The organism is Nitrospirota bacterium (genome assembly GCA_016194305.1).
GTDB lineage: Bacteria > Nitrospirota > Nitrospiria > JACQBW01 > JACQBW01 > JACQBW01.
Window position 1 is genome coordinate 37,910 of record JACQBW010000025.1, and the last position, 15,276, is coordinate 53,185.

At 44.3% G+C, this 15,276-nt stretch carries 18 protein-coding genes; 7 read left to right on the forward strand and 11 right to left on the reverse strand.

All coding sequences use genetic code 11. The features are described from left to right. Positions 1-135 precede the first annotated feature (135 nt). On the forward strand, positions 136-1,518 hold the full coding sequence (bioA, locus tag HY200_08460) for an adenosylmethionine--8-amino-7-oxononanoate transaminase (protein MBI3594976.1): 1,383 nt from the start codon (positions 136-138) through the stop codon (positions 1,516-1,518). Positions 1,519-1,534: 16 nt separating this feature from the next. On the opposite strand, the gene HY200_08465 is transcribed toward bioA, so the two are convergent. Both HY200_08465 and HY200_08470 read right to left on the reverse strand, forming a co-directional pair. Continuing rightward, on the reverse strand, positions 1,535-2,098 hold the full coding sequence (locus HY200_08465; protein MBI3594977.1) for a helix-turn-helix domain-containing protein: 564 nt from the start codon (positions 2,096-2,098) through the stop codon (positions 1,535-1,537). Then, positions 2,095-3,069 (reverse strand): AAA family ATPase, encoded by a 975-nt coding sequence (locus HY200_08470; GenBank protein ID MBI3594978.1) that lies wholly within the window; start codon positions 3,067-3,069, stop codon positions 2,095-2,097. The genes HY200_08465 and HY200_08470 overlap by 4 nt, the downstream gene beginning before the upstream one ends. 58 nt (positions 3,070-3,127) lie before the next feature. Here HY200_08470 and HY200_08475 point away from each other — a divergent pair, with 58 nt between their 5' ends. The 5 genes from HY200_08475 (at position 3,128) to HY200_08495 (ending at position 7,628) form a co-directional block, all read left to right on the forward strand. Next, positions 3,128-4,024: a diacylglycerol kinase family lipid kinase gene (locus tag HY200_08475; protein MBI3594979.1), complete on the forward strand. Its 897-nt coding sequence runs from the start codon at positions 3,128-3,130 to the stop codon at positions 4,022-4,024. Continuing rightward, positions 4,021-4,464: a DUF192 domain-containing protein gene (locus HY200_08480; GenBank protein MBI3594980.1), complete on the forward strand. Its 444-nt coding sequence runs from the start codon at positions 4,021-4,023 to the stop codon at positions 4,462-4,464. The genes HY200_08475 and HY200_08480 overlap by 4 nt, the downstream gene beginning before the upstream one ends. Positions 4,465-4,524: 60 nt before the next feature. After that, the gene (locus HY200_08485) at positions 4,525-5,001 is read left to right on the forward strand and encodes a hypothetical protein (protein MBI3594981.1); all 477 of its coding nucleotides are present in this window, start codon (positions 4,525-4,527) and stop codon (positions 4,999-5,001) included. Positions 5,002-5,023: 22 nt separating this feature from the next. Then, positions 5,024-6,406 carry a class II fructose-bisphosphate aldolase gene (locus HY200_08490; protein ID MBI3594982.1) on the forward strand — a complete coding sequence of 461 codons (1,383 nt, stop codon included), beginning with the start codon at positions 5,024-5,026 and terminating at the stop codon, positions 6,404-6,406. 187 nt (positions 6,407-6,593) lie between these two features. Further along, positions 6,594-7,628: a DUF2157 domain-containing protein gene (locus HY200_08495; protein MBI3594983.1), complete on the forward strand. Its 1,035-nt coding sequence runs from the start codon at positions 6,594-6,596 to the stop codon at positions 7,626-7,628. A gap of 220 nt (positions 7,629-7,848) precedes the next feature. Here HY200_08495 and HY200_08500 read toward each other — a convergent pair whose 3' ends face one another. The 6 genes from HY200_08500 to HY200_08525 form a co-directional block, all read right to left on the reverse strand. Then, the gene (locus HY200_08500; GenBank protein ID MBI3594984.1) at positions 7,849-8,283 is read right to left on the reverse strand and encodes a YHS domain-containing protein; all 435 of its coding nucleotides are present in this window, start codon (positions 8,281-8,283) and stop codon (positions 7,849-7,851) included. A gap of 444 nt (positions 8,284-8,727) precedes the next feature. After that, positions 8,728-9,237 carry an isoprenylcysteine carboxylmethyltransferase family protein gene (locus tag HY200_08505; protein ID MBI3594985.1) on the reverse strand — a complete coding sequence of 170 codons (510 nt, stop codon included), beginning with the start codon at positions 9,235-9,237 and terminating at the stop codon, positions 8,728-8,730. 192 nt (positions 9,238-9,429) lie between these two features. Further along, a complete protein-coding gene (locus HY200_08510; protein MBI3594986.1) occupies positions 9,430-9,774 on the reverse strand; it encodes a hypothetical protein in 345 nt (114 codons plus the stop codon). A gap of 26 nt (positions 9,775-9,800) precedes the next feature. Continuing rightward, positions 9,801-10,817: a class 1 fructose-bisphosphatase gene (fbp, locus tag HY200_08515; protein ID MBI3594987.1), complete on the reverse strand. Its 1,017-nt coding sequence runs from the start codon at positions 10,815-10,817 to the stop codon at positions 9,801-9,803. Positions 10,818-10,819: 2 nt separating this feature from the next. Continuing rightward, complete coding sequence (locus tag HY200_08520) at positions 10,820-11,521, reverse strand: iron-containing redox enzyme family protein (GenBank protein MBI3594988.1); 702 nt, start codon at positions 11,519-11,521, stop codon at positions 10,820-10,822. A gap of 53 nt (positions 11,522-11,574) precedes the next feature. Next, positions 11,575-11,793 (reverse strand): hypothetical protein, encoded by a 219-nt coding sequence (locus tag HY200_08525; protein MBI3594989.1) that lies wholly within the window; start codon positions 11,791-11,793, stop codon positions 11,575-11,577. A 160-nt stretch (positions 11,794-11,953) separates the two neighbouring features. Here HY200_08525 and HY200_08530 point away from each other — a divergent pair, with 160 nt between their 5' ends. Further along, a complete protein-coding gene (locus tag HY200_08530) occupies positions 11,954-12,325 on the forward strand; it encodes a hypothetical protein (GenBank protein ID MBI3594990.1) in 372 nt (123 codons plus the stop codon). Here HY200_08530 and dusB read toward each other — a convergent pair. From dusB to HY200_08545, 3 genes are read right to left on the reverse strand one after another with little or no spacing between them, the layout of a single operon-like run. After that, complete coding sequence (dusB, locus tag HY200_08535; GenBank protein MBI3594991.1) at positions 12,320-13,330, reverse strand: tRNA dihydrouridine synthase DusB; 1,011 nt, start codon at positions 13,328-13,330, stop codon at positions 12,320-12,322. The two genes, HY200_08530 and dusB, sit on opposite strands and share 6 nt — an antisense overlap. Next, entirely contained in the window at positions 13,327-14,340 is a 1,014-nt protein-coding gene (gene tsaD / locus HY200_08540; GenBank protein ID MBI3594992.1) for a tRNA (adenosine(37)-N6)-threonylcarbamoyltransferase complex transferase subunit TsaD, read from the reverse strand. The genes dusB and tsaD overlap by 4 nt, the downstream gene beginning before the upstream one ends. 18 nt (positions 14,341-14,358) lie before the next feature. Continuing rightward, positions 14,359-15,129, reverse strand: a complete 771-nt coding sequence (locus HY200_08545; protein MBI3594993.1) for a divergent polysaccharide deacetylase family protein — start codon at positions 15,127-15,129, stop codon at positions 14,359-14,361. Positions 15,130-15,276 lie beyond the last annotated feature (147 nt).

Below are 15,276 nucleotides of genomic sequence, written 5' to 3' on the forward strand. Positions count from 1 at the left end.
TTATTCCGAAAATCAGTTTCAGTCTCTTTTAAAGAAACTTCCATATAAAATGATTATAATGGATCACTATTCCTTAGTAAAGTGATCGATGATCCCTTGCTTCTTTACGAAACATTCCTTAAACTAAAAACCGATATGACGACCCCTTCTTTCCATCGCGAATTGATTGAGATTGACCGTTACACTCTGTGGCATCCGTTTACCCAGATGCAGGATTGGATGTCCGAAGACCCGCTTGTGATTGAGAAAGGAGAAGGCGTTTATCTTTGGGATACATTAGGGCGCAGGTATTATGACGGCTATTCCTCTCTCTGGGTTAATATCCACGGACATCAAAAGAAAGAGATAAACCAGGCCATCGAAAACCAGCTAAATAGGATTTCCCATTCGACGTTTCTGGGCTTAAGTAATATTCCCGCTATTCAACTCGCTCAAAGGCTGACACAAATTGCACCGAAAGACTTATCGCGTGTATTTTATTCTGACAATGGTTCGACTGCGCTTGAGATCGGCGTCAAAATGGCGTTCCAATATTGGCAGCATCAGGGCGGAGCGTTAACGAAAAAGGTAAAATATGTCAGCTTCGTCAACGCCTACCATGGTGATACGATCGGAACGATGAGCCTTGGAGGAATTCCCCTTTTTCAAGATCTTTTCAAATCGCTTTATTATCCCACTTATAAAATCGAATCTCCTACCTGTTATCGATGTCCACTTTCGCTAGAATTTCCAGATTGCCACCTTGCCTGTGCTGAGAGCCTCGAAAAGATATTGAAAGAACACCATGCGGAGATTGCCGCAATTGTCATGGAACCTGGCGTGCAGGCGGCTGGAGGAATGGTCGTCCTCCCATCCGGATATCTCCAGAAAGTCAGAGCCCTTGCAACCGAATTTCAGGTTCTATTGATCCTCGACGAGGTGGCAACCGGTTTTGGAAGGACCGGAAGGATGTTCGCCTGTGAGATTGAAGGGGTTAACCCGGATATTCTGGCCGTGGCCAAGGGAATGACGGGCGGATACCTCCCTCTGGCCGCTACTTTAACGACGGAAAAGATCTACGAAGCCTTTTTGGGCAAATATGAAGCATTTAAGACCTTTTTTCATGGACATAGTTACACCGGAAATCAGTTGGGATGTGCCGCGGCACTTGCCAATCTCGAAATATTCGAGAAAGAAGAGACCCTGAATACACTCCAGGAAAAAATCAGTCTGATGAAAGACCGGCTTTCCACGTTTGATGAAATCCTTCCCGTTGGAAATGTTCGTCAAATAGGACTCATTGGAATCATTGAGCTGGTCAAAGACAGGAAGAATAAACATCCCTTTCCTCTGGAAGAAAAAAGGGGAATACAGGTTTGTCAGGAGGCCAGAAAGAGAGGTTTGTTGATTCGTCCGCTCGGGAATGTTCTTGCACTGATGCCCCCGCTCTGCTCGACGGCCGAAGAGTTAACTGAGATGATCCTGATACTCAGAGAAAGCATTCTAGCCTGCGACTGGTCTTCTTGCAATCCAGGGTAATTTGCATTTGAAATATTTACTTTTTTTTAATCTGGTGAGCATGATAATGCCTCATATAGGCCGGCGTTAATTTGCTGGCGTCGACCTTGAGATATTTTGCATATTCATTGAGATAGCTCTTGAGGTAAACCTCGGGAGGAAAATTTTTAAACTGGTCTCCTTCTATGGCAATCAAATAGTTAATCGCAATTCTCGTTTGGGAAACCATATTTTGAAGCGTCGTCCCCTTCGTTTCCCTCAGGTTTTTGAGAAATTGACCGTTAACTTCCTCCGGAATGAACGGCATTTCGCAGTCTTCTTTTTTTCTGCCGGGAACCCAGGGATTGGGTGAATCGGATCCTTTCTCCAGAAAGATATCATAGCTCTTCCTTCGGTCGAGATCAGAGAGGACCTGATAGGCCTCGTCCATTTTCTGCCAAAGCCATTGGCGCTCTTCTTCGCTAAAAAGAGAACGTGTACTTAAGTTCTTGTCCTTGTAAGTTTTTCTTGCCAGAGAATATGCGGCTTCTATCTCCTGAGGTGTTGCATTTTGGGAAATTTCCAGAAGTTCGTAATAATTGGAATCCTGAGGGCGTTTCATCCATTAACCAGGAAATCAAAACTGAGTTGTTCTTTTTTCAAAAGATTAAAAACAACCTTGTTAATTCCCTGGGCCGACTTGGAAAAGGGAAATTCCAGCATCAACGGCCGACTCAATTTTGTCGCTTTCCATACATTATCGTCATATTCAATATAACCAATGTACTCGACTTGGATTCCAAAATATTTCGCGCATGAACTCCTCATCGAAAACCCGAGTGTAATGTCATCTTTGGACCGGACCTGATTTACAATAATCTTGGGTCTCAGTTCATAAAGTTGTTCTTTTAGTTTTTTACCTACTTCAGGATCGATCTTTTCGACCTGCTCAATCAGATCGAAAGGCGTTCGTATTCCAAGGTCATTTTTTTGATCCATGGCCTGAGTGATGACGTTTTTTATTTCGGGTGCTTTAACCACTTTTTTGAAGCGGCGATAAAATGCACTTTTGATAAAACGATAGACATTTTCAATGGAAGTCGGTTCCGGCAATACGGTCAAAATACCTACATCCGACATGAGAAAAAAATCTAAAATATTAAATGAAGTTCCTGCCCCTAAGTCTAGAATTAGATAGTCAAATTCAAGTTCTCGTATCTGCCGAATCAGTTTCATTTTTTCACGGTATTTCGGATTGGCAATTTCCAAAAAATCCTGCGCACCGTTGATCAGGGAGACGTTTGGTATTCCCGTTTCAAACAACACCTCTTGAATCGATTTCACTTTTCCACGGACAAAATCCGAAAGGGTGGCACCTGATACCTGGATGCCGAGGCAAGTGTGTAGGTTGGCACACCCAAGGTCCGCATCAACCAGAATCACTTTTTTTCCGGTTTTGGCAAGAGAGATGGCAAGGTTTCCCGACAAAAAGGTCTTCCCGGTGCCTCCTTTTCCTCCCCCGATAGCCCATATTTCTTTGTTCTGGGTACTGAACTTTCCTTTAAAGAATTCGGTGGATGGCATGGCTCTCATTTTTATATTATCCCGCTGATTTTTTCAAGCCTTTTAAGTTATAATCGGCCGGATGGAAATGAGAGAACTGAAGACATTACTGATCATCAACCCGAATTCCGGGCCCTTCCACAGACGGAGAAATATTCCAAAGTTAATGAAACGGCTTCAGGCCCATTTCCCTTCTTTGGAAATTGCGTTCACCAAAAAAGGAGGAGATGCGTTAATCTTTGCCAAAAACGGACTTGAAAAGAATGTCAAACTGATCCTCTGCGCGGGGGGAGACGGAACCATCAACGAAGTGGTGAATGCGATATATGGAACAGACGCCATTCTCGGAATTCTTCCCACCGGCACGGGAAACGGGCTGGCCAGAGACGCCGGCTTCTCGATGGATCCTTTTATCGCCATGGAACAGCTCATAACAGGCACCCTGACTTCTGTTTATCCCGGACTGGTCAATGAAAAGCTTTTTCTGTTGGTTTCCGGCGCGGGATTTAATGCCTATGTCGCTCAACAAACCGACCAGAATTATCCTCGATTAAAGAAACTGACCGGGTTTCTTTCCTATTTAATCGTCGCACAGATTACGGGCCTGAGATACCCTTTTCCGCTCATTCTGGTCACACTGGACGGGAGAAACCATTTTTGCTATGGTCTGGTCGTCCTGAAATCGAGTATTAAAATCGGTTCCCTGAAGTTGGCCCCTTCGCTTTCGCTTCAATCCAACCAACTCGGAGTCTTTCTGTTTAAAAAAAAAGGACTCTACAGCCTCTTTCGGTTTATGATCTCTTTCTTTTTTCAATCTCATTTAAGGCATCCGCACTTCTCTTTTTACTTATGCAATGAAGTGACCGCCACTTCGAACGAATCTGTCCCCGTTCAATCTGATGGAGAGGTCACTCATTCGCTTCCTGCGCAATGGAATCTGTCAAAAAAAGGAATCCAGATGATTTTTCCTAAAGGCAAGCTGTGAAACAGCCCCAGATTATCTCGTTTTTTCTTCCGATCATTTTAATGACTTTCTTTTTGTCCTCTTCACCTGCTCTCGAAAGGAAAGGGGTCCTGCTTCCGGATGGAAGATCCCTCGAAACCTTCGTGGCTGATACGGTCGAAACAAGGGAACGAGGTCTGATGGATTTTTCTAGGCTAAACCGGAACGAAGGAATGCTATTTATCTTCGGAAGCAATGATACCCATAGAATGTGGATGAAAAATATGGCTTTTTCGATCGATATTGTTTGGCTGGACGATAAGAAACGAATCGTAGAAATTCTCTCATCCCTCTCCCCTTGCCGGAGAGAACCTTGTCCGACATACGGTCCCGTCTTTCCTTCCAAATACGTTCTGGAACTTTCGGATGGCGCGTCCCGATATTTCAATCTCAGAATAGGTGCCCAGCTTAAATTCCCTTGATTGTCGTTTTTTTATTATGCTAGGATAAGAAAATTCTTAACTGAAACCATGGAATTCATTATGATTTTACTGAACAAACGCTTAAAAATAAAGACAACTGTTTCAACGCCCTCGTGGTGGAAAATGGTCTTGAATAAGATCAGAAGAACTTACCTTTGTTATTTCGATCCGGAATACGTTAAAGTGAACGAGGCCGCTCGAGTCGGAGAATGCTTTGGATGCGGCAAGTGCTGCACGCTTGTATTCAAGTGCGTGTTTCTTCAAGGTTCAGAAGAACAGGCCCGGTGCCAAATATATGATATTGGGAGGCCGAAGCCCTGTGGTGCATTTCCAATCGATCCCAGGGATCTGGCCGATGTCAATTTTCTATGCGGATATTCTTTTGTCACTCCCCAGCCGGGCGGAACCACAGCGGCACCTTCTCCTTCTCCCGTTTTAGTTCCTGTCCTGGAACCGGCCTACACTTTGATCCGCAAGATCGAACCCGCCGGAAGTTCTCAAACGCCTCTGATTCAGGCCAATTTGATAAGCGAGTAATCTCATGAATTCTATTCAAACCATGGATCACATTCTCAAAGATTATTCTGACACCATTAAGGTCGAAGAAAATCACCTGACGCTAATCAATCAAACAAAATTTTTAGAAGAAGTCCTGGACCTAATACTTTACCAGGCCGTTTTTAACACGGATCAAAAAGTGAAGGGAACCTGCCGTTGGATCATTAAGAAGGCCGCTCTTGAATTAAAAGTGATATCGGCTTCGATTCAATCCTTATATGAAGCGATGGGTCAGGGTATAGAGAGCGGATATACGGTACCCGCGGTGAATATCAGGGGGATGACTTTCGATGTGGCCAGGGCAATTGTCCGGGCCGCGAAAAGAAATAACTCGGGCAGCTTTATTTTTGAAATAGCAAAATCTGAAATCGGATACACCCGGCAGACTCCAAGCGAATACTCGGTCGTCGTACTGGCCGCGGCCATGAAGGAAAAGTATACCGGCCCTGTCTTTATTCAAGGAGACCATTTTCAGGCCAATGCCAAAAAGTATTCTGAAGATCCTAAGAAGGAAATCGAGGGACTGAAAACCTTGATTCAAGAGGCCATTGAAGCCGGGTTTTATAATATTGATATCGACACATCGACTCTGGTCGATTTGAACCAGCCTACCGTTAAAGAACAGCAAAGAGTTAATTTTGAGCTTGCGGCCGAATTAAGTGCACATGTCCGATCTTTGGAACCGCGGGGCATTACGATTTCCATTGGTGGAGAGATCGGAGAGGTGGGAGGAAAAAACAGTACAATTGATGAACTCGAAGCCTACATGGACAACTATCTCGAAGTGCTTCACTCCCGCTACCAGGTCACCACCGGCATTAGTAAAATCAGTATACAAACCGGCACTTCTCATGGCGGGGTACCGCTTGCAGATGGAACAGTCGCAAAAGTAAAACTTGATTTTGAAACCTTGAAATCACTTTCACGTGTATCCCGGGAAAAGTATCACCTTTCCGGTGCGGTTCAGCATGGCGCTTCGACATTGCCGGACGAAGCTTTTGACCGATTCCCCGCAACTGGAACATCGGAAATTCATCTCGCGACCGGATTCCAGAATCTGATGTATGAACACCCGCAGTTCCCTTCAGATCTGAAAGAGGAGATTTATCAGTATCTGAGGGATCATCTTTCGGAGGAACAAAAAAAAGGCGAAACGGATGAACAGTTTATTTATAAGACCCGAAAGAAAGGATTCGGATTTTTCAAAGAGAGAATCTGGAATCTCCCGCAGGCCACCAGGAAGGAAATTGGAAGTTCACTAGAAACTAAATTTGATTTTCTTTTTAAAAAACTAAAATCGGTCAATACCTACGATCGGGTTAAAAAAGTAATATCGATCGTTCCGGTCATTCCTTCGCTCTCTTCTGAAATAAAAAGAAGCTAGCACAACCTTCACAACAAGAAATTGCTTTTTAAAATATCGTCAATTATCCTACCGTTGATAATCAAGTGGATTCATGATGGCCTTTTCTGAAAAGACAAGAATGAATTCGTAATCTTCCCCATAAGCATTTTCCGAATACCACACATTCGAGGATTAATTATATCATTAAGTAGGAGAACAATCCGTCATGAAAATCTCTAAGGAGGCCTTTCAAAAAGCTTCAATCGGGCTGATCTCAAATGAACAAGTCGAAACAATTTGGAAGGCGCTTGAGGAAAACGACCAAGTTCGGCCTCAATTCGATTTGGCGAATATTGCATACTACTTCGGAGCGATGACAGTTATTTCCGCGATGGGTTGGTTCATGACCCGGGCCTGGGAGCAGTTTGGTGGGGGTGGAATATTTGTCATATCGGCGATTTATGCGATTTGTTTCAACCTGGCGGGCCGGACTTTATGGAAGAAAGAACATTTGAAAATACCGGGAGGGCTTCTATTTACAATGGCTGTCAGCATGACACCGCTTGCCATATATGGAATTGAACGGCTGGCCGGGATCTGGCCGCAAGGGGATCCTGGCGCCTATCCGGGTTACCATATATGGGTAAAAGGAAGCTGGTTTCTTCTGGAGGTCGGCACAATGATCGTCGGCATCATCACATTGTGGTTCATTCGTTTCCCTTTCCTGATGGCTCCGGTTGCCTTCTCCCTCTGGTATATGTCAATGGATATGACCCCCCTATTGTTTGGACAGTCCGATTTCTCCTGGAACCAAAGGCTGTGGGTATCTCTATATTTTGGATTGGCCATGCTTCTTGTATCCTATTTCATCGACAATCGGACAAAAAAGGATTTTGCGTTCTGGCTCTACCTCTTCGGCATGACGGCTTTTTGGGGTGGGCTCTCATTGATGGAGAACCAGGGAGAACTCCAGAAATTTCTCTATTGTCTCATAAACATCGGATTAGTGGTTGTATCAGTTCTTTTGGACCGCCGCGTTTTTATCATTTTCGGTTCCGTCGGCGTGTTTGGTTATCTGGGACATCTGGCTCAACGGGTATTCAATGATTCTCTGATGTTCCCGTTCGTCCTAACTCTTATGGGAATATTAATCATTTATTTGGGGACGTTGTATCAGCGTAATCGCCAGTCAATCGAAAATGCCGTATTGGGATTCATTCCAGATCGCCTGCGAAAACTATTGCCGAAGGAACGCACGTAGGTAATGAAAGTCTCTGTCTTACGGATCGGGAACTGTCAAACTCGTTCAAGTTGAGGATTGCTATTGGCAGTCGAAGGCGTTTTCACTATTTGAAGCTTCTCTAAATTACAGGAAGAAACTTTCCGAATTATGTGGCATCACACCTCATTATTTTAAGAATTTTTGCCATAGGCGGATTTGAGCAAGCTCCAGACCCTTATCTTTCCTGTTAGCTCAAGGTTTAACTCGTCATTCCACCCGTATAAATTTCCGGTTTCTCATCGAACCGATTGACACATCCGGCAGTGCAAAAATAATAGATTTTCCCTTTATATTGCCGAGTCGCTGGAGCGTTACCTTTTTCTACCTCCGTTTGGCAGACCGGATCAAACGTCATATCCATTTTTGGAATTTTAATCTCATGTTGACATAATGGATATTCAGCTCTTCCCTCATATTCATTTTGCGAAGAAACCCGCCCAAATTCCTTTACATTTGAGTTAATGATTCGGTCCAATAATTTTCTCAACCAAGATCGTTGATCCGATTCATCGGACATATCGTAAGACTCCTTGCAGAGTCTTGAACAGAAAAAGACAGTCCCGCCTGTGTAATGAGTATAAAACGAGGTTGTCTCTTCATTCACTTCCATGCCGCAGACTGGATCTTTAAACATTTCGTTCACCCACTCATAGAATGTGACGAAAGTTGTTGTTGGATTCTTATATCTTCAATTAATTATAGTCTTCCAAACATGATAAAAAGCAAGGAATAACCTCCTGCCGGGAATTTCAAAGATCACTCTCGTAGGAAGCAAGGAACGTTGGTGCTTGAGAAGGGGGAAAATAATTGCTATTTAATAAGCACCGGATGCATCTATTTTTTTTTAATACCCGTGATAATTTCATAAGCATTGATCGTGATTCGTTTGTCCATATCTATTTGTATCATTTGAGTTTAGAATTGGTATTTATCGCAGGAGGTTTTATGAAGACTTGGAAAGTTAAAACAATTGTTGAACAAGACCACAGAGTTTCATTTATAGTTCCGGATGATATACCCGTGGGATTGAAGTTTATAATACATTATAAACGAGAACGGGAGATATTTGAAGAAGCCCTTAGTAAATGAAAGGTATAAACTGTTTCGTTTTTTTTCGATAGACTTCATATTCGGGAAATTTCTTTATCAACCAGACCTCTTCCCGATTGGCCTTAGCCTTAAGAAGAATAACGAGGACGACGGAAAGTCCTACAGCCAATACATTCCTTCGCCACATTGAAACCCCGAATCCTCCCAGCATAACTCCAAAATACAACGGATGGCGAATGAAGTGATAGAGCCCCTCCTGAATGAGTGGAGCATTTCCAATTGGATGTGGAAAGGGCGTCAACCCTTTCCCCAGACTCTTAACTCCGATTAGGATAATGAGAGTGGCGGTTACTATAAATGTGCCGCCAACCAGGTGAAATGAGAAAGGCGAAAGAAAGATTTCTAAAAAGTCAGGTGTCGGGATGGTAAGAATGAGGATGAGCAGGGTAAACTGTCCGACAACCCACCAGCCTCCCCTTTGAAAAAACGCATCTTCCCTTGAAAAGAACGGCATTTCTTTATTTCTATTTACCCACATCGCACTAACAGTGTCCCACGATCTTTTGGATCGAGTTTATACTGAAGGAAATATCTTTTCCGCAGGAATATTGATCAGACCGCTCCTTTCATAATGAAATGTTCCTGGGCGGGAGGCAATTAAAGCAACCATGGCTCCAAGCGCTATAACTATTACGAAGAGAATGACCTTAATCATCTTGACCTTCCATATTCAATTCTCGAATAGAATCTCCTTGTTCCCAATGTCCCCTATCGTATTTCCAATGCTTTCTCCAAGAATTTCAAATAAAGAGCTGAGGAGAAGGTGGTCGTCCCACATAAATGCCGTAGAATAAGTTCGACCTTCGAATTCGACTTCGATATCGAGATGGGTATAATATTCTATCGTTTTCCTCAAGGAAGCTTTTTTTAACACACTTTGTTCTATTTCTCCCGTAGCCGCAAGGACTTTGCCCCCAGGCCCCATAAAATTAAGGTGGGGCCAGGTTAGATCTCCTTTGAGTTTCATTTCAAGATAATCGCGGAGTTTCATCTGTAGTCCAATTCCTATCTTCATCTTTCTGAGCAATTCCGGATGAGAATTTAAACTCTGTTTTTGGAAAACCTGTTAACAAATTCTTCATATCGCTTCACTTCCTTCTGGTTCCCAACTATAAATGGAACTCTTTGATGAAGCGAAGTCGGTTGAATATCGAGTATCGATTCTTTTCCGGTCGAAGCATATCCACCTGCCTGCTGGGCAATAAATGCAAGCGGCGCCGCTTCGAAAAGAAGTCTCAGCTTTCCTTCCCTTCGGTCTGGATCTTTGGAATCTGCGGGATAAAGAAAAATCCCGCCTTTGAGCAGGTTTCTGTGGAAATCTGCGACCAAAGAGCCGACATACCTCGCGTTCAAGGGACGGGACGTGGCCGGATCGATCATTTTAATATATTGAACATATTCCGCCGTCGGATGGTCCCAGTATTGGCTATTTGATTCGTTAATGCTATAAAGTGTTGTCCGCTCAGGAAAAGTCATTTTATCATGTGAAAGAAAAAATTCTCCTACCCCTTGATCGAGCGTAAATCCGTATACGCCCAACCCGGTGGAATAAACCAGCATGGTCGAAGAACCATATATCAGGTATCCCGCTGCCACCTGAAGCGACCCCTTTTGCACACAATCTTCTTCACTCCCTTTCGACCCGGGGGATATCTTTTTATGAACGGAAAAAATCGTTCCAATCGCCAGATTCACGTCGATATTGGTAGAACCGTCTAACGGATCGAGATTCACCGCATATTTCCCGGACATCTGGTCGTGCTCCAGGCTGACCACCTGTTCATCTTCCTCGGACCCGAAAGTACATACCCTTGAGCTTTGTTCAAATATTTTAAGGAAAACCGTATTGGCGAAAATATCGAGTTTCTGGACCTCTTCATTCTGAACATTCATTCTACCGGCGGATCCCAGGATATCCACCAGGCCCGCCCGGTTGACCTCTCTGGAAACAAGCTTTCCTGCCAGAGCAATATCATAGAGTAAATCTGAAAGATCTCCCGTCGACTTGGGAAATTTTCTCTGTTGTTGAATAATATGCTGGTCCAGGGTTAATAACATTTTCAATCTCCAGGATTAAAATGACATTCTTTTGCAACTCTTTCGCGGTATAACAACCATAGATCGAGGGATTTTTTCAAACAGCTCCTGACCTTTCCCTGCTTTTCCAAAGTGTCGGTATAATCCAGAACCATTTTCCAGGCCGACCTCCGGTGACCTCTTTCTACCAGGGTATGTGCGCGAATCAAATCCATGTCTTTTGGCGAAACACCATGAAACTGGACCAAGGGGTGAGATAATATCTTTTTTTCTGTATCTTGCGGAGAGGAATCAAGATCTCTCTCCATCAACTCTTTTCTATCTTTGACGCTCCCCTCGACAAAAATAGTGATGACCGCTGCTGCTTCATACCATACTCCATTTAAGGTAATTTCATCAAGCCAATCCCGATAGGCGCAGGATTCCTGAAAAAGCTCGATATTTTTGAAATCAGTTCTCTTAAAACCAAGACCCGACATCATTTTAAGAAATAGGAGCGGGTGCGGACCGAACTTTGAAATACCCCCGGTTTCTTCTTCGTAGAGATTTTCCGCGAGGTCATATCGCACTTCGCCGGGAGGATTTTTGGAATAGATCCGGCCTAAGAAAACCGGGAAATCCCGGACATAAACGGCATATTCCTGCCTGAAATGAATTTTGAGCTGGGCTTTGGTAATATCCGCCCGGGTAAAACGTTTCCAGGCCCAATGGTCTTTTTGATCCATCAGTAAGAGAAGTTCTTCCTGGAACCGGGATCCAGTCATTTAATTTTTGACGGTCAGACGGGTGAGCTTCCAGCTGGTTTTGGGGCTGCTGGAGGAGGGGTGGCCGGCTTTATTGTATCTGTCGGTTGAGCTGCTGCGGAAGGATCGGCAATCTCTTCTTTATAGACCTCTATAATTGAATCGAGTTTTATATTTTTTGCCTCAAGCGCTTTTTTGATATCGAGCAATTTAGCATCCGTTACTTTCAATACAAAGTTTATTTTTTTCGACATCCTTAAAATCCTTTCAAAATTGACAAATCGTTATAAAAATTAACAAAAACCTCTATTTAAGTCAAGATTAAACTCTTTCAAATCTATGTCTTCTCCACCGTCATCTCGCTTCCTTTTCCTTCGATTTGACTTGCTGTAAAATTATTGTAAAATATACAGTATGAACAACCAATCTGGAAAAATCACGCTCGGCTTTCTCCTTTTCTTAGGACTGGTTGCCGTGGGACTGGACGCTTCGTTTCAAATCGTTCCGATCTATATGAATTATCTGAATTTCAAGAGTGAAATTGAGAGCAGGGCCATGGAACCACAGGCCACGAGTGATAGTGGCGATCGCATCAGAAGTGTTCTGATTAAGAAGGCTGTGGAGTTTCAAATTCCACTCGACCCCGATGAGTTAAAGATTGAATATGGTGATCATTCGACCCATATCATCGCCTCATGGAAGTCCGAAGCGAAATTTCTGGGAGGCCATTTCTCCAAGATATGGCCTTTCACAGTCGATGTGAATAAAGGCAATTACAGATCATAAAAGGACTAATTCATCCGGATTCAAGGACAAAAAATACTTTTCTACCGTCTCCCTGAAAACTGACTGATCTGACACCTGGTTGATTTCGGCTCTAAACTCCCCCCCTTCCTTAAGGCCTCTGGTGTACCAACAGGCATGTTTTCTCATTAACACGGTTCCCTGTTCCTCCCCGTAACAAGTTTTCATAAATTCAAAATGCCTGAGGAGTACCTTCTTTCTCTCCTGATTCGCAGGTCCCTGATAACGAATTCCTGTTGCCAAATAACCCCTGATTTCTTGAAAAATCCATGGGTTTCCGAATGCGGCCCGGCCAATCATGATGCCGTCGCATCCGGTACTCGTCAAGATTATTTCAGCGTCTTCTGGCGAGTTGATATCGCCATTTCCGATGACAGGGATCTTAACCGTCTCTTTGACTTTTCTGATCCAATTCCAATCTGCCTTTCCGGAAAAACCCTGTGCCACCGTTCTGGCATGAATGGTCAACGCGGAAATCCCGCAATCCTCAGCCATCTTTGCCAGTTCCAACGCATAAATATTCTGATCATCCATTCCGATCCTCATCTTCATCGTCACCGGAATCCGAACCGCTTTGACAACCCTTTCCATGATCGATTGAGCTCGAGTAGGATCATTCATAACACCGGCGCCTGCGCCTGAACGCGTCACCTTTCGGACTGGACAACCAAAATTAATATCTACGATATCACCTCCAGCATCTTCGGCAAATTGAGCAGCTTTCGCCATAGGCTCCGGATGGTGGCCGAAAATCTGGATTGATAAGGGCTTTTCGTCCGGAACGGAATCCAGATATCTCTTTGTCTTCTTGTTTTCCCTGACCAACCCTTCGCTGCTGATTAACTCCGTCACGACCAGTCCGCATCCGAATTCTTTAACTATCCTTCGAAAGGGAAGGTCACTCACCCCAGCGACCGGCGCAAGTATCAGGTTATTTTCGATTCGTCTGTTACCAATCGTCAGAGGGCGTAGCAATTCTTGAGTCATGTCAATTCCCATTCAAGCGGCAGGGACCCAACCGGATTAAGATCTAGAGTAGCGTATTGCTTCTTGTTATACCGTCCTATCGCTGCCATTGCAATCATGGCCGCATTGTCAGTGCAAAACCGGGGCGATGGAATGAGAATCTGAATCCCCTCCTTTTTCCCTTCTTCGTTCATTCGCTCTCTGAGGCGGGAGTTTGCGGCGACACCGCCCACGATGACCAGGCGCTCTACTTTGGATTGTACCGCCGCGGCAATGCTTTTTCTCACCAGGATATCCACGATCGCTTCCTGATAACTGGCCGCAATATCGGGCAAATAAAGTTGAATATTTTCTTCCTTTCTTTTTTCGAGAAAGGTTCGAAGCGAGGTCTTCAGTCCGCTAAAACTGAAATCAAGCGAGCCCTTCAGTTCAGCCCGGGGGAAATGAAATTTGTCCGGATCTCGCCCCAACGCAAGCCGGTCAATGACGGGTCCTCCCGGATAACCGAGATTTAACATTTTTCCTGCTTTATCCAGTGCCTCTCCTGCCGCATCGTCTAATGCATGACCCAGTGCCTGATAGGAGCCTTCATTTCTAACGCAATAAAGATTGGTATGTCCACCCGAGACCACGAGGGTGATAAACGGATATTTTAATTCCGGATTCTCAAGAAAGATAGAATGGATATGCCCGGCCAGATGATGGACGCCGATCATGGGAATATCCAGTGCAAACGAAAGGGCCTTTCCAAACGATACTCCGACGATCAGCGCGCCGACCAAGCCCGGAGCAAAGGTGGCCGCTACCGCTGATAGCTCGGAGGCCGTGATATCCGCTTCCCTTAACGCCTCGTTCACCATGGGTTGAATCATCTCCATATGTTTACGGCTCGCCAACTCCGGTACGATGCCGCCGAAAGGGGCATGGGTCGCCACCTGGGTGGATAATAAATTGGAAAGGACGATTCTGCCGTCTTTCAATATGGCAACGCCTGTTTCATCACAGGACGTTTCAATTGCAAGTAAATTCATATTACCTTTTATATTCCTTTACCTGAGCAAGGTTGAGAGAGGCACCAGCTCCACATTTTCTACATCGACTCGGGTCAAAAAACGCTTCAATGCCCGAATCGTATTCTGCCTTGGATGTCCGATTGCAATTGCGCTTCCATTTTGATGAGCGAGGTGAACGAGATGTTCCAGCGCCTGACCAATTTCCTTTTCTCGATCGATATCGTCCAGGAAGACTTGCCTTTCGGCGGCCCTGATCCCCATTTTTTCCGCCAGGGAATAGGCTATGGACGAAGAGGTCGTACGACTATCTACAAAATAAAGATTTCGTGTCTTAATCTCATTTAAAATGATCCTCATTTTTGATTCGTCCGAGGTGATTTTGGATCCCATATGATTGTTCACCCCCTGGGCATCAGGAATCGCTTGGAGATCCAGCCTCACCTGACGAATGATCTCATCTGGATTCATGGATTGATAAATGGCTCCTTTTCCAGGATTCTCCACTGAACTTTCCGCTTCCATGGGAAGGTGGAGGAGAAGATCGTGATGTCCGTTCGATTGAATTTCTCTCGCTATTTTATTCGAATAGGTTTGAAAAGGCAAAATCGCAAAAGAGAGATTGGGATGGATGTTTCTAAGCCGATGAAATTCTCTCAGGTCGGGACCGAGATCATCGATTAAGATGGCGATCTGATCTCTCCTCTTTTTTTCGGGACGCAAAGCCGTCTTTCCCTTTTCCATTCCGTATTGAGGCTTTATGAGATGGGAGGGTTTATTGAGTCTTCCGGCCTTCTCGATCGATTTCATAACGAGGAGGAAGCAAATGAAGAGGATAACCAGAGTTAAAAATATCGTTCTGAAAGACTTCTTTTTCCTCTTGCCCACGCAACCTCAACGCTATTTTCAAGACAATAAAAAAACACACGTTCAAAATATCTGAACGTGTGTTTTAAA

What these genes read in the sequence shown, in the direction of transcription:
- bioA (MBI3594976.1), top strand. Translation starts at nt 136, where the DNA reads ATGACGACCCCTTCTTTCCATCGCGAATTGATTGAGATTGACCGTTAC.
- HY200_08465 (MBI3594977.1), bottom strand. Translation starts at nt 2,098, where the DNA reads ATGAAACGCCCTCAGGATTCCAATTATTACGAACTTCTGGAAATTTCC.
- HY200_08470 (MBI3594978.1), bottom strand. Translation starts at nt 3,069, where the DNA reads ATGAGAGCCATGCCATCCACCGAATTCTTTAAAGGAAAGTTCAGTACC.
- HY200_08475 (MBI3594979.1), top strand. Translation starts at nt 3,128, where the DNA reads ATGAGAGAACTGAAGACATTACTGATCATCAACCCGAATTCCGGGCCC.
- HY200_08485 (MBI3594981.1), top strand. Translation starts at nt 4,525, where the DNA reads ATGATTTTACTGAACAAACGCTTAAAAATAAAGACAACTGTTTCAACG.
- HY200_08490 (MBI3594982.1), top strand. Translation starts at nt 5,024, where the DNA reads ATGGATCACATTCTCAAAGATTATTCTGACACCATTAAGGTCGAAGAA.
- HY200_08495 (MBI3594983.1), top strand. Translation starts at nt 6,594, where the DNA reads ATGAAAATCTCTAAGGAGGCCTTTCAAAAAGCTTCAATCGGGCTGATC.
- HY200_08500 (MBI3594984.1), bottom strand. Translation starts at nt 8,283, where the DNA reads ATGTTTAAAGATCCAGTCTGCGGCATGGAAGTGAATGAAGAGACAACC.
- HY200_08505 (MBI3594985.1), bottom strand. Translation starts at nt 9,237, where the DNA reads ATGTGGGTAAATAGAAATAAAGAAATGCCGTTCTTTTCAAGGGAAGAT.
- HY200_08510 (MBI3594986.1), bottom strand. Translation starts at nt 9,774, where the DNA reads ATGAAGATAGGAATTGGACTACAGATGAAACTCCGCGATTATCTTGAA.
- fbp (MBI3594987.1), bottom strand. Translation starts at nt 10,817, where the DNA reads ATGTTATTAACCCTGGACCAGCATATTATTCAACAACAGAGAAAATTT.
- HY200_08520 (MBI3594988.1), bottom strand. Translation starts at nt 11,521, where the DNA reads ATGGATCAAAAAGACCATTGGGCCTGGAAACGTTTTACCCGGGCGGAT.
- HY200_08525 (MBI3594989.1), bottom strand. Translation starts at nt 11,793, where the DNA reads ATGTCGAAAAAAATAAACTTTGTATTGAAAGTAACGGATGCTAAATTG.
- HY200_08530 (MBI3594990.1), top strand. Translation starts at nt 11,954, where the DNA reads ATGAACAACCAATCTGGAAAAATCACGCTCGGCTTTCTCCTTTTCTTA.
- dusB (MBI3594991.1), bottom strand. Translation starts at nt 13,330, where the DNA reads ATGACTCAAGAATTGCTACGCCCTCTGACGATTGGTAACAGACGAATC.
- tsaD (MBI3594992.1), bottom strand. Translation starts at nt 14,340, where the DNA reads ATGAATTTACTTGCAATTGAAACGTCCTGTGATGAAACAGGCGTTGCC.
- HY200_08545 (MBI3594993.1), bottom strand. Translation starts at nt 15,129, where the DNA reads ATGAAATCGATCGAGAAGGCCGGAAGACTCAATAAACCCTCCCATCTC.